This window comes from Clostridium sp. 16K-1-R1 (assembly GCF_023921145.1).
GTDB classification, from domain to species: Bacteria; Bacillota; Clostridia; order Clostridiales; family Clostridiaceae; genus Sarcina; species Sarcina perfringens.
In genome coordinates, this window is record NZ_CP046515.1 from 58,892 (window position 1) to 71,859 (window position 12,968).

Consider the following 12,968-nt stretch of genomic DNA (forward strand, 5'->3'; position numbering starts at 1 on the left):
TAAAAATTGGGATATAAAAAGCTTATAAAAAAGTTTTTTATATCCCATTAATTTATATTCTATTAATTTATATAATTAAATTTTAAGTTCCACAATATGTTACATAAGGAGTGTCACTTTTCTCAGGTAACTTAGTGTACTTTTCTAAATCTTTAGAATAACTATAAGGATTCTTTAGTGCTTCTAATAGATTATCCATAAAAGTAAAATCACCTTTTTCAGCATTTTTAAGAGCTTTTTCAACTAAGTGATTTCTAGGAATTATATAAGGATTATTATTCATCATTAAATTCCTTACTTCTTCCTGTGGTCTATTTTCTTCTTTTAATCTATTTTGCCAAAGAGCATACCAAGTTTTGAATTCATCACTACTAAATACTTTTTCATCTTCAAATTTATTAAGAGTTAAAGATACAAAGGTATTAGTAAAATCTGCTTCATATTTTTGCATTGTGCTTAAAAGCCCTTCAATTAGCAATTCATCATTTTCTTTTTCTGTGAAAAGACCAAGTTTAGCTCTCATTTTATTGAACCAATATTTTTTATAGAGTTTAGAAAAGTTTGATATGGACTTTTTAGCAATATTAACAGCCTCATCTAGGTTAGGGGTTAGAAGAGGAAGTAGTGCTTCTGAGAATCTAGCTAAGTTCCATAAAGCCATGTTAGGTTGATTTCCATAAGCATATCTACCAGCATAATCAATGGAACTAAATACTGTGTTTGTATCATAAGTATCCATAAATGCACATGGTCCATAATCTATAGTTTCTCCTGAGATTACCATATTATCAGTGTTCATAACCCCATGAATGAATCCAACACTTTGCCACTTAACTATAAGTTCAGCTTGACGATTTATTACCTCTTCAAGAAATAAAATATATTTATTTTCACTCTTAGCTATATTAGGAAAGTGTCTTTTAATAGTATAGTCAGCAAGACTTTTAAGATCTTCTAAAGTGCCCCATTGAGATGCATAAGCAAAAGTTCCAACTCTAATGTGACTAGAAGCTATTCTTGTTAATATAGCACCTTGTTCAAATCTTTCTCTTAAAACTTCCTCACCAGTACTTACTACAGCAAGGCTTCTAGTTGTAGGAATTCCAAGACCATGCATACCTTCACTTATTATATATTCTCTAAGCATAGGTGCAAGGGCAGCCTTTCCATCTCCACCTCTTGAATAGATTGTTCTACCAGACCCTTTTAATTGAACATCATATCTTTTACCATCTTTAGTTACATGTTCTCCTAATAAGAGTGCTCTACCATCTCCTAGCATTGTAAAATGACCAAATTGATGACCTGCATAAGCCTGTGCAATTGGTACAATTTCTGGGAAAGTTTCATTTCCTGCAAATATATTAAGACCAAAATCGCTGTTTAAAACTTCTTCATTAAGTCCAAGTTCTTCAGCAAGAGAAGTATTAAACTTAATAAGTTTAGGATTTTTTGAACCCTTTGGATTTTGTTCACTAAAGAATATATTTGGAAGAGTTAAATAAGTGTTTTCTAAGTTAAAACCTGTTTTTGATTGAAAATTTTTATTATCCATATTAAAATCCTTTGCCTTATAATTTATTTCAAATTTTATTCCATCCCTTATATTATGTGTAAAAATTCTTATTAAATTAAAAAACAATATTTAAATTATTATAGCACTAATAATTGTAAATTTTCATATTAAAAATAAGTTTAACAATTTAGAGTGGGTAAGGTTAGATATGTTTAATTGAAATTTGAATTGTATTCAAAAATATTTTAAAAAATATTCAAAAATTTAGTGAGCTTATGGTAATTATATGGTATAATTTCAGTGCAAGTGTTAATCGTTATCAAAAAAGGGGAGATTAATACTTGAAAAAAATTAACGGGGGATATAAAAATGAAAAGAAAGATTTGTAAGGCACTTATTTGTGCCGCGCTAGCAACTAGCCTATGGGCTGGGGCATCAACTAAAGTTTACGCTTGGGATGGAAAAATTGATGGAACAGGAACTCATGCTATGATTGTAACTCAAGGGGTTTCAATATTAGAAAATGATCTGTCCAAAAATGAACCAGAAAGTGTAAGAAAAAACTTAGAGATTTTAAAAGAGAACATGCATGAGCTTCAATTAGGTTCTACTTATCCAGATTATGATAAGAATGCATATGATCTATATCAAGATCACTTCTGGGATCCTGATACAGATAATAATTTCTCAAAGGATAATAGTTGGTATTTAGCTTATTCTATACCTGACACAGGGGAATCACAAATAAGAAAATTTTCAGCATTAGCTAGATATGAATGGCAAAGAGGAAACTATAAACAAGCTACATTCTATCTTGGAGAGGCTATGCACTATTTTGGAGATATAGATACTCCATATCATCCTGCTAATGTTACTGCCGTTGATAGCGCAGGACATGTTAAGTTTGAGACTTTTGCAGAAGAAAGAAAAGAACAGTATAAAATAAACACAGCAGGTTGCAAAACTAATGAGGATTTTTATGCTGATATCTTAAAAAACAAAGATTTTAATGCATGGTCAAAAGAATATGCAAGAGGTTTTGCTAAAACAGGAAAATCAATATACTATAGTCATGCTAGCATGAGTCATAGTTGGGATGATTGGGACTATGCAGCAAAGGTAACTCTGGCTAACTCTCAAAAAGGAACAGCGGGATATATTTATAGATTCTTACACGATGTATCAGAGGGTAATGATCCATCAGTTGGAAAGAATGTAAAAGAACTAGTAGCTTACATATCAACTAGTGGTGAAAAAGATGCTGGAACAGATGACTACATGTATTTTGGAATCAAAACAAAGGATGGAAAAACTCAAGAATGGGAAATGGACAACCCAGGAAATGATTTTATGACTGGAAGTAAAGACACTTATACTTTCAAATTAAAAGATGAAAATCTAAAAATTGATGATATACAAAATATGTGGATTAGAAAAAGAAAATATACAGCATTCCCAGATGCTTATAAGCCAGAAAACATAAAGGTAATAGCAAATGGAAAAGTTGTAGTAGACAAAGATATAAATGAGTGGATTTCAGGAAATTCAACTTATAATATAAAATAATAAAAGTAAAAAAATAATTATTGGTTTTGGTGGTATTTACAAAATAAAAGCTTAGGAAAGATAAAGTCTTTCTTAAGCTTTTATTTTACTTATTTTTAGAGATTTAGGGATTATTACTTTAAGTAATAATCCTTTTGTTTTAAGAATATAATCAATAAGAATATGGTTTCTATATTAGGAGGATTAAATGAAAGTAGATATAATTTCAGGATTCCTAGGAGCTGGCAAAACTACTTTAATAAAAAAGCTTTTAGATACCTTAGTAAAGGATGAAAAGGTAGCTATTGTGGAAAATGAATATGGAGAAGTTGGAATTGATGGAGATTTACTTAAAGATAGAAGAATTGAAGTAAAAGAAATTAATTCTGGGTGTATATGTTGCACCATAAAGGGTGACTTTAAACAAAATATTTTAGACATAATATCAAATTACAGACCAGATAGAATCATAATTGAACCTTCAGGAGTAGCTAATTTTTCTCAAGTTCTTGAATCTATAAAAGAAGCTCATATAGAGGGCTTAAGAATAAATATGAAAATAACCATGGTTGATGCTCAAAATGTTCATATGTATATGAAAAACTTTGGAGATTTTTATAGAAGTCAATTAGTAAATGCAAACACAATAATATTAACTAGAGTAGAAAAACTTTCTGATAAGGAAATTACTCATGTTTGTAATGAAATAAAAACAATAAACAATAAGGCTAACATTATAACCACTGAGTTAAGTAAGTTAAGCCCAGAAAGAATAATTCAAGTTTCAGAGAAAAAAGTTGAAAATTTAATAGAGAATATAAATAAAAAGCCTAAAAGAATAGGTTTAAGAAGAGTTTCTGCACCTGAGTTTTTTGAAAATTGGGGAGTGGAGACACCAAAAACCTTTGAATATTCTGAGTTAGTAAAAATTTTAAATGAATTTCAAAACAACAAGCATGGTGAGGTTTTAAGGGCAAAGGGGATAATAAAATCTAAAGATAATAAGTGGTTTAAATTTGATTTTGTACCAAATGATATTTCTATTGTTAATTATAAAAGTGATTATACAGGCAGAGTTTGTGTTATAGGAAGAAATTTAAATAAAGATAGCATAGATAAATTATTTTCTTAAAAATAAGGGGGAGGGTTATGTGAAAAAATGTTCAGTTGATTTAATAACAGGTTTTTTATCATCAGGAAAAACATCCTTCATAAATCACATTTTAGATGATTTTTCTAAGGAGGAGGTTTTAGTAATACAATGTGAGCGTGGACAGGAAGAATTAATAAATTGTAGGAAAAATATTAATGTAAAAAAGTTTTATAGCATGGATGAATTAAAGGAAGAGGATTTAATAAGAAGCTTAAAGTTTTATGCGCCTAAGAGAGTTTTTATTGAGTGCAATGGGGTTAGTGAAACTAAAAAGTTTATAGATAAAGTTACAAATAGTAAGCTTAAGGAATATTTAAAGATTGGGATTATAGTTAATTTAATTGATATGACAACTTTTAATATGTTTTTAAAGAACATACCTTCAATGATAATACCGAACATATCATTAAGCAATCTTATTGTCTTAAATAAATGTAATGAAATAAGTGAAAATGCTTTAAAAGAATATAAAGATATGATAGAAAGATTTAATCATAATGCCCATATAGTTAATTGCATAGGTAAGGAAGAAACTAATATGAACTTTAATAAAGAAAGACTTATAAACAGGATGATGGGATAAACATGGAGCTTTTAAATAAATTTTCTATAGTCTTTTCTAGTATAGTAATAGAAGCACTGCCTTTTATACTTATAGGGGCAGTGCTAGCTTCCTTTATGCAAGTTTATATTTCAAATAATATTTTTAATAAAATCATATCTAAAAATAAATTATTAGGATCAATTCAAGCTGGGATAATAGGAGTTTTTTTACCTGTTTGTGAATGTGCCACAGTGCCTATAACAAAGGGATTATTAAATAAAAAGGTACCTTTAAATGTGGCTATAACTTACATGTTGGCTGCTCCTATAGTTAATCCACTGGTTATATTATCAACATATTATGCTTTTGATGGAAACATAAAGGTAGTATTGTTGAGAGTGGGCATAGGCTTTTCAATAGCTGTCATAGCTGGGCTACTTATGCTTTGTTTAAGTGGAGAAAATAATATTTTCATAGATAATGGTGAGGGAGAATTACAAGGAAAATGTCTTTGTGGATGTTCAGAAATAGATGATAATTCTAGTAAACTTATAAGGCTTTTAAAGCATACATCCCTAGAGTTTTATGAAATAGGGAAATATTTTATAGTTGGAGCAACTTTAGCAGCCATATTTCAAACCTTTGTACCAAGGGATATTATTTTTTATTTTGAAAATAGTGCAGTGTTATCAATAATAATCCTTATGGCTTTTTCATTCTTAATTTCCTTGTGTTCAGAGGCAGATGCCTTTGTTGCCAGTACCTTTATGAATAGATTTTCTTTAGGATCAATAACTGGATTTTTGATTATAGGGCCAATGATAGATTTAAAAAATACAATAATGTTATTTTCTATATTTAAAAAATCCTTTGTAGTTAAACTTTTATTTGTAGTATTTTCACTTTGCTTCATAGCTTCAGCTTTGATATTTTAAGGAGGAACCTTTATGAGAAAATTTAATTTTAGTGAATTCATATGGTTTCTTATATTATTTTGCTTTGGATATTTAATAGTAAAAATGTTTATGAGTGAAAAGATTTTTTTGATTATATCAAGAGATATGAAGGCATATGTCATTTTGGCCATAATATTATTATTTTTGATTTTAGTTATACAATTTTTCAATATTTTTAAAACCTCAACTAGAAGGAGTTTTAAGGGTGGATATTTAATTTTTATTTTTGCTTTAGTTATTTTAAATATAGCTAATGGATTAAATATTAATCAGGTATCCTTAAACTTAAAAGGAGTTAAATTATATCATGATAGACATAAAGAGAGTGAACATAATCACCTGCACTCTGATGAAAAATTAAATAGTAATGAAGCTTTAGTATTTACAGAGAAAAATTTTCATAGTTCCTTAGAAGAATTAATACTTCATCTAGAAGATTTTGTAGGAAAAGAAATTTCTATAGAAGGGCTTTTATATGTTAGTGAATTATATGAAAAAGAAGAATTTGCAATTACTCAAATAGATATGACTTGCTGCATAGCTGATTCAGTGTACTTAGGAGTATTATGCAAGGGCGATTTGCCAGATTTAAAAAATGGAAGTGAAATAAAAGTTAAGGGATTAGTTGAATCTAAAAAGATTAAAAATAGTGCAGGAGAAGAAATTGAAATTCCATTTATAAATGTATTTTACACAGATACATTACAGTAAATTTAATCAATAAAAAATTAAAGAGACTTTTTAATAAATTAACTTACGTATGAATATATCAATAAAAATTAATACTAGCTTAAAACAGGATTCTAAATATAAAACTAAATAGATAAGATAGAAGCTTAATAATAAGACTGTTATATTACAGATTTTATTATTAAGTTTTTTTATAATATTTTTATTTAAATGCGAATGATACATATTTACTTAATAATTTTACTGTAGTATTATTATAAAAAATTAAAAGGAATGGGAGAGGTTAGATGAATCCAGTAGCATTTTCAATTGGTAGTTTTGAAGTAAGATGGTATGGCATAATCATAGCATTAGGAATTTTAATTGCAATGACCTTGGTAAGTATTAACGCAAAGAAAAAGAATTTAAACTTTGATGTTATCTTAGATTTATTTTTATGGTGCTTTCCTTTTGCTATTATAGGGGCTAGAGCATATTACGTGCTTTTTGAGCTTGAAAATTATCATAGCTTTTGGGATATGATAAACATAAGACAAGGTGGCTTAGCAATTCATGGAGGAATAATAGGAGCTTTCTTAACTGCATTTATTTATTGTAAGGTTAAAAAAGTAGATTTTTTAGCCTATGCAGATATTGTGGCTCCAGCTTTTATATTAGCCCAAGGAATAGGTAGATGGGGGAATTTCTTTAACCAAGAGGCGCATGGTGGACAAGTAACTAATGAGTTTATTAGTAAATTTCCTGAGTTTATTCAAAGGGGTATGTACATAAATGGAGCATATTATCATCCTACATTCTTATATGAAAGTATATGGGATATATTTGTGGCCATTTTATTGATGATAATTTTATATAATATTACAGATAGATATAAGGGAGTAGTTATTTCTGCTTATATATCTTTATATTCTCTAGGAAGATTCTTTATTGAAGGGCTAAGAACAGATAGTTTATATTTTATGAATATTAGAGTTGCTCAATTAGTTAGCTTACTAGGAATTATTATTGGAATTGTGGCAATAATAATTATTGTTTCAAGAGGAAAGAAAAAGAGAAAAGGTATATTTATAAATTAGATTTATATGAGAGTTGTATCAATTTTATTTAGAAGATATTATTTTTAATTTTCTTTTTAAGCTTTGATACAGCTCATTTTTAAATAATTATATTAAAATAAATATAAGGTAAAAATATTATTTAAATTAAAATTTCTAATTTATACTAATTTTATTCATACAAGTATAATAATTATAATTAAATTTTCAGTATTGAATTGGTTAGACTTATATGTTAGAATGAAAAAGTATTACAAATTAATATTTATTATGGAGAGATGTCCGAGTGGTCGAAGGAGCACGCCTGGAACGCGTGTGTAGGGGAAACTCTACCGAGGGTTCAAATCCCTCTCTCTCCGCCATGCCGTGCTAGATGGGGAGTTAGCGGTGCCCTGTAACCTGCAATCCGCTACAGCAGGATCGAAGTCCTCATAGAGGCTCTAACTTGTGGAGTCTGCCCTATGTAAGTGGTGTTGAGAGTTGGGCCCCACGCAATGGAAACCTGTGAACCTCGTCAGGTCCGGAAGGAAGCAGCGATAAGCAGTCATTTTCATGTGCCGTGGATACGTCTGGCTTGAGCTAACTACATAGGTAACGTTCATAAGTTATTGTCGAAGTGAGGTGCACGGTTTTATTATGTAATTAAACTTTTAACAGAGTATGTTAAAAGTTTTTTTTATTTTGTAAAATTATGTTTTCTATATGTTCACGAAACATTAATAAAAACTTTTATACTTGTTGGTATAATTATATAGACATACTTATGACAAAAATGTAATTTTACGGAGGAAGTTATGGGAAGAAAACTTTTGGTAGGAATTCTATGGGTAACTTTATCGCTTTTCGTTCTTGGATGTAGTACAAGCGGTGAAAAAAATACAATCAATATTCCTATAGAAAAGAGTAGGGAAGAAGAGAAAAGTAAAGACGAAGAAGAGTATATAGATAAAATTTCATCAACTATTGTTAATATGAGCGTAGATGGTTCTATAAAACATATGAGAACAGTATCTGAAACTGGTAAATTAAATAATACTATGATTGAACAGTTAGAAAGATCAAATAATTTTTTTAAATGTTTAATAGAGGACCTTAAAGGGGTAAAGGTTCCAGAAAAATTTGCTTCATATAATGATGATATAATAAATAATTTAAATAAGGCTAAAACTTCTTTAGAGGCTATGAAGAATTCTCATGATGAAGAAACTATAAAAAGTAATGCAAAGATTTTTGTAGAAAGTAATAAGGAAGTATCTAACTTAGTAGATAAAATATTAGTTTACTATGCGGGATGCTAAACTAATAATATTAAATTGCCATAAATAAGTTAATATTTAAAAGCTATTTTATGTTATTCATAGGTTTTTCAAAGTTTTTTTAATATTATATCATTAATTCCTATTGACTTTTTATGGTTTAACAATTAAAATTCTATTAAGATAATAAATTGAAATTTGGAGAGTATTGAGTATGAAAAATTTAAACTTAACTAGAGCTTCAAAATTAAATACCTTTTACTTTAGCTATTATAGTTAAGTTTGCGTTTATGATATATAAAAGATTCATAGATGCAAACTAGGTTTGTATCTATGATGGCTAAGTTTAAAATGCATGTAGAGCCACATAGATAAACACTATGTGGCTTTTTATTTAAGGCACTAAGGCCACATAGTTTTACACTATGTGGCTTTTTTATATGAAAAATATAAATTAATTAGATTGGGGTTGTAAAAAATGAACAAAAAGAAAGATATATTAGTAATAGGATTTGCCTTATTCTCTATATTCTTTGGGGCTGGAAACCTAATATTTCCTCCATATATAGGATTAACATCAGGAAGTGAATGGTTAATTAGTTTTTTAGGATTTATAATATCAGACGTAGGAATAATATTTTTATCAATAGTTGCAGTTTCTAAGGCTGGATCTTTCCAAGGGGTTGTTGGAAGAGCAGGTAAAAAATTTGGTATTACCTTAGAAATTTTAATGATGTTATGCTTAGGACCTATATTAGTAGTGCCAAGGACTGCAGCAACAACATTTGAAATGAGTATTTCTCCACTTTTAGGGAATATAAATCCATATGTATTTTCAGTAATATTCTTTTTAATAGTTTTTGTGCTAACAATAAAGCCTAATAAGGTTATGGATATAATCGGAAAGGTTCTAACACCATTATTACTTATATCATTAGCAGTATTAATAATAAAGGGAATTATAAATCCTATTGGAGATTTAGAAAAAGTTAATTCAGGTAAGTTATTTATGACTGGGATTACTCAAGGATATCAAACAATGGATGCTTTAGGAACTGGAGGAATTGTAGCACTTGTTATGGCTTCATTTGCAAGTAAAGGCTATAAGGATAAAAAAGAAAATAGAATGCTTACAATAAAATCTGCCTTAATTGCATGTATTGGACTAGCTATTGTTTATGGAGGATTAACATTCTTAGGGGCTACATCTTCAACTTTATATGATAGCAGTATTTCACAAACAACATTACTTATGAATATAACTAATGCAATTTTAGGGTCAACAGGTACTATTATGTTAGCAATAGTAATAGGACTTGCTTGTCTTACAACGGCTGTAGGATTAACTTCTGTTACGGCTAAATACTTTGAAGATGTATCTAACAAAAAATTAAAATACAAATATATAGTAATAGCAATATGTGTATTTAGTGCATTATCTTCTAATTTAGGAGTAGATAAAATAATAGAAATTGCAGTACCTGTATTAAGCTTAATTTATCCAGTTTCTATATTATTAGTAGTAATGAGTATATTTGAAAAATTCGTTCCAAATAATGTAGTGGTAAAGGGAGCTACTTATGCAACTCTTTTAATAAGCTTACTTACTGTAATTGATAGCTTAGGAATAAAATTTGAATTTGTTCATAAGTTACCTCTTGCAAACCTAGGATTTAACTGGGTTGTTCCAGCTATAGTTGGAGGATTAATAGCAGGGTTAATATTTAGAAAAAGAGAAGTTGTATCTTTAGAAGAATCATATTAAGTAATTAAATAAAAAGTTATAGAAAAAAGGTAAAACTCCATTAAGTAGATATTTCATATGTCTACTTAAATAGGGTTTTTACTTTTTATTAAGTCATTAGGAATAAGTATTATAATAACCTCTAAATAAATTATAGCTAAGGATATATTGAAGATTATATCTTTTTATAGTTAAAAAACTTAAACTTATTACCATTCTCTTCATAAATAGAACTTTCATAAGTTTTTATCCATTTAGAATAATCTACTTTAGGGAAATAAGTATCTCCTTTATATTCCTTTAAAACTTCAGTTATATATAATTTTGAAGTATATTTTAAAAGCTCAGAATATATTTTTCCACCACCTATTACAAATATTTCTTCCTTACTATCTTTATACTCTTCAATAAGCTTATTTAAATCATTATAAATAATTACGTCCTTATGATTATAAGAAAAATCTTTCTTTGTAGTTAAAACTAAATGAGTTCTTCCAGGTAAAACAAAAGGAAGAGATTCAAAGGTTTTTCTTCCCATTAATATTTTTTTACCCATAGTAAGTTCTTTAAATCTTTTTAAATCAGATGGAATATTCCAAGGCATTTTATTATTAACTCCAATGATATTATTAATACTTTTGGCAACAATTATAGAAAACATATAAAAAATCCTTTCAAGGTTAACATAAAAATATTATTAAGATAATTATATATTTATTTTTAAAAAAGAAAATATTAATCATGATATAATGGTTTAACTAAGAAAAATATAAAATAAGTGTGATAGGTATTATGGCTTGTTTTGATGTATAATAATTATATGTTAATACAGGCTTAGAGAGGTGAATAATTTGGCATATAAAGCTTTGTATAGAGAGTGGAGACCACAAACCTTTAATGATGTTGTAGGTCAAGAACATATAACCACTACATTAAAAAATCAGATAATAAATGAAAGAACAGCTCATGCATATTTATTTTGTGGTACTAGAGGAACTGGTAAAACCTCTACAGCTAAGGTAATGGCTAAGGCTTTAAACTGTCTAGATTTAAAAGACGGAGAGCCTTGTAATCAGTGTGAGATGTGTAAAAAAATAAATGAAGGATTAGCAATAGATATAACTGAACTTGATGCAGCTTCAAACAATGGGGTAGATAACATAAGGGATATAATTGATGATGTTCAATACCCACCTCAAGAAGCTAGATTTAAAGTTTACATAATGGATGAGGTTCACATGCTTTCTATTGGGGCAGTTAATGCTTTTTTAAAGACTTTAGAAGAGCCACCAAAGAATGTAGTCTTTATTTTGGCTACAACAGATCCTCAAAAATTACCTATAACTATATTATCAAGATGTCAAAGGTTTGACTTCAAAAGGATTAGTAGAAAAGATATAACAGGAAGACTAAGAAAAATAGTTACTGAGCAAGGTATATTCTGTGATGATAAAAGCTTAGACCTTGTTGCAAGAGTATCTGATGGAGCTATGAGAGACTCTTTAAGTATATTAGATCAAGCTATTTCTATAGGAGATGGTAAGGTAGATTATGATGAATTAGTTTCTATGTTAGGTCTTGTAACTAATGATAATTTATTTAAAATAGTAGATTCTATAATAAAAAGAGATATAGAAAGTGCTATGGAAATAATAGAAGAATTAGTTCTTACAGGAAAGGATATGACTCTTTTCATAAAGGACTTAATAGTTCATTATAGAAACTTGCTTATGATAAAGGTAACTTCAAATCCAGAGGAAGTTTTAGATACTGCTGAGGAAAATATAGAAAAACTTAAAGTGCAAGGTGCTAAGTTAAAGGTTGAAGAAATCATGAGATGCATAAGAATTGTGCAAGAATGTGATGAAGAGGCTAAACTTAGTAAACAGGCTAGAGTTTATTTAGAGCTTGCAGTAATAAAAATGTGCAAAATAGAGTATGATACATCTAAGGAAGTTATGCTAGCAAGAATAAATAAGTTAGAACAAGCAATAAGAAGTGGAAATACACAGGTTAATACTAATTTAGAAGAGGTTAAATCACAAGTTTCAAATGAGACTTCAAATAATAAAACTTTAAATAATAAACAACAGAATGCTATTAAAAGTTCAAATAATTATGAGGTGGTAAATGAAAATTCAACCCTAACACCAGAGTATTTAAGAAAGGTTTGGAAAGATATACTTGAAACCTTTAAGAGTAGAGGAAAGTATATGGTTTATATAGCCTTAGCAAAGGGTATAAGCAAAGTTTCTTGTAACAAAGGTGTTGTTGAATTTAGATATACTTATGAATATAGACATAATAAAGAAAGACTTGAAAAACATGATTTCTCTAAAATAGTAAATGATATATTTTCAGAAGTTTTAAAGGAACCTGTAAGAGTTGTATATAGTGTAGAACAAGGAACAGAAGAGGAAAAAGCTGAGGAAGCTGATTTAGAAGCTAGACTTTCAGGGATTATGGGTGATGGTCTAGAAATAGTTGAAGAATAGAATAAAATTGTAAC

At 28.4% G+C, this 12,968-nt stretch carries 11 protein-coding genes, 1 tRNA gene and 1 other RNA gene; 11 read left to right on the top strand and 2 right to left on the bottom strand.

The window, feature by feature from the left end:
• Positions 1-82: 82 nt before the first annotated feature.
• Complete coding sequence (locus GOM42_RS00300) at positions 83-1,555, bottom strand: protein adenylyltransferase SelO (RefSeq protein WP_110077567.1); 1,473 nt, start codon at positions 1,553-1,555, stop codon at positions 83-85.
• A 330-nt stretch (positions 1,556-1,885) separates the two neighbouring features.
• Between GOM42_RS00300 and cpa the strand changes: the two genes are divergently transcribed.
• The 10 genes from cpa (at position 1,886) to brnQ (ending at position 10,480) form a co-directional block, all read left to right on the top strand.
• Positions 1,886-3,082: an alpha-toxin gene (gene cpa / locus GOM42_RS00305; protein WP_003479647.1), complete on the top strand. Its 1,197-nt coding sequence runs from the start codon at positions 1,886-1,888 to the stop codon at positions 3,080-3,082.
• A gap of 187 nt (positions 3,083-3,269) precedes the next feature.
• A complete protein-coding gene (locus GOM42_RS00310) occupies positions 3,270-4,193 on the top strand; it encodes a GTP-binding protein (protein WP_061426039.1) in 924 nt (307 codons plus the stop codon).
• Positions 4,194-4,212: 19 nt separating this feature from the next.
• Positions 4,213-4,797 carry a GTP-binding protein gene (locus GOM42_RS00315; protein ID WP_110077557.1) on the top strand — a complete coding sequence of 195 codons (585 nt, stop codon included), beginning with the start codon at positions 4,213-4,215 and terminating at the stop codon, positions 4,795-4,797.
• A 2-nt stretch (positions 4,798-4,799) separates the two neighbouring features.
• Complete coding sequence (locus GOM42_RS00320; RefSeq protein ID WP_110021339.1) at positions 4,800-5,693, top strand: permease; 894 nt, start codon at positions 4,800-4,802, stop codon at positions 5,691-5,693.
• A gap of 12 nt (positions 5,694-5,705) precedes the next feature.
• Positions 5,706-6,425, top strand: a complete 720-nt coding sequence (locus GOM42_RS00325; RefSeq protein ID WP_110077558.1) for a hypothetical protein — start codon at positions 5,706-5,708, stop codon at positions 6,423-6,425.
• A gap of 266 nt (positions 6,426-6,691) precedes the next feature.
• A complete protein-coding gene (gene lgt / locus GOM42_RS00330; protein WP_003472622.1) occupies positions 6,692-7,480 on the top strand; it encodes a prolipoprotein diacylglyceryl transferase in 789 nt (262 codons plus the stop codon).
• 251 nt (positions 7,481-7,731) lie between these two features.
• Positions 7,732-7,821 (top strand) — tRNA-Ser (locus GOM42_RS00335).
• Between the two features lie 2 nt (positions 7,822-7,823).
• Positions 7,824-8,088, top strand: an RNA gene (gene ffs, locus GOM42_RS00340) — signal recognition particle sRNA large type.
• Positions 8,089-8,253: 165 nt separating this feature from the next.
• Positions 8,254-8,757 (top strand): hypothetical protein, encoded by a 504-nt coding sequence (locus GOM42_RS00345; protein WP_110077559.1) that lies wholly within the window; start codon positions 8,254-8,256, stop codon positions 8,755-8,757.
• Positions 8,758-9,193: 436 nt separating this feature from the next.
• Positions 9,194-10,480, top strand: a complete 1,287-nt coding sequence (gene brnQ, locus GOM42_RS00350) for a branched-chain amino acid transport system II carrier protein (protein WP_110077560.1) — start codon at positions 9,194-9,196, stop codon at positions 10,478-10,480.
• A gap of 154 nt (positions 10,481-10,634) precedes the next feature.
• On the opposite strand, the gene GOM42_RS00355 is transcribed toward brnQ, so the two are convergent.
• A complete protein-coding gene (locus tag GOM42_RS00355; protein ID WP_110077561.1) occupies positions 10,635-11,120 on the bottom strand; it encodes a dihydrofolate reductase in 486 nt (161 codons plus the stop codon).
• 190 nt (positions 11,121-11,310) lie between these two features.
• Here GOM42_RS00355 and dnaX point away from each other — a divergent pair, with 190 nt between their 5' ends.
• Positions 11,311-12,954 carry a DNA polymerase III subunit gamma/tau gene (gene dnaX, locus GOM42_RS00360; protein ID WP_110077562.1) on the top strand — a complete coding sequence of 548 codons (1,644 nt, stop codon included), beginning with the start codon at positions 11,311-11,313 and terminating at the stop codon, positions 12,952-12,954.
• Positions 12,955-12,968 lie beyond the last annotated feature (14 nt).

Bases quoted from the DNA above. Each gene is read 5' to 3' on its own strand.
- GOM42_RS00345 (WP_110077559.1), top strand. From the start codon at position 8,254: ATGGGAAGAAAACTTTTGGTAGGAATTCTATGGGTAACTTTATCGCTT.
- brnQ (WP_110077560.1), top strand. From the start codon at position 9,194: ATGAACAAAAAGAAAGATATATTAGTAATAGGATTTGCCTTATTCTCT.
- GOM42_RS00310 (WP_061426039.1), top strand. From the start codon at position 3,270: ATGAAAGTAGATATAATTTCAGGATTCCTAGGAGCTGGCAAAACTACT.
- GOM42_RS00355 (WP_110077561.1), bottom strand. From the start codon at position 11,120: ATGTTTTCTATAATTGTTGCCAAAAGTATTAATAATATCATTGGAGTT.
- GOM42_RS00320 (WP_110021339.1), top strand. From the start codon at position 4,800: ATGGAGCTTTTAAATAAATTTTCTATAGTCTTTTCTAGTATAGTAATA.
- GOM42_RS00325 (WP_110077558.1), top strand. From the start codon at position 5,706: ATGAGAAAATTTAATTTTAGTGAATTCATATGGTTTCTTATATTATTT.
- lgt (WP_003472622.1), top strand. From the start codon at position 6,692: ATGAATCCAGTAGCATTTTCAATTGGTAGTTTTGAAGTAAGATGGTAT.
- cpa (WP_003479647.1), top strand. From the start codon at position 1,886: ATGAAAAGAAAGATTTGTAAGGCACTTATTTGTGCCGCGCTAGCAACT.
- GOM42_RS00300 (WP_110077567.1), bottom strand. From the start codon at position 1,555: ATGGATAATAAAAATTTTCAATCAAAAACAGGTTTTAACTTAGAAAAC.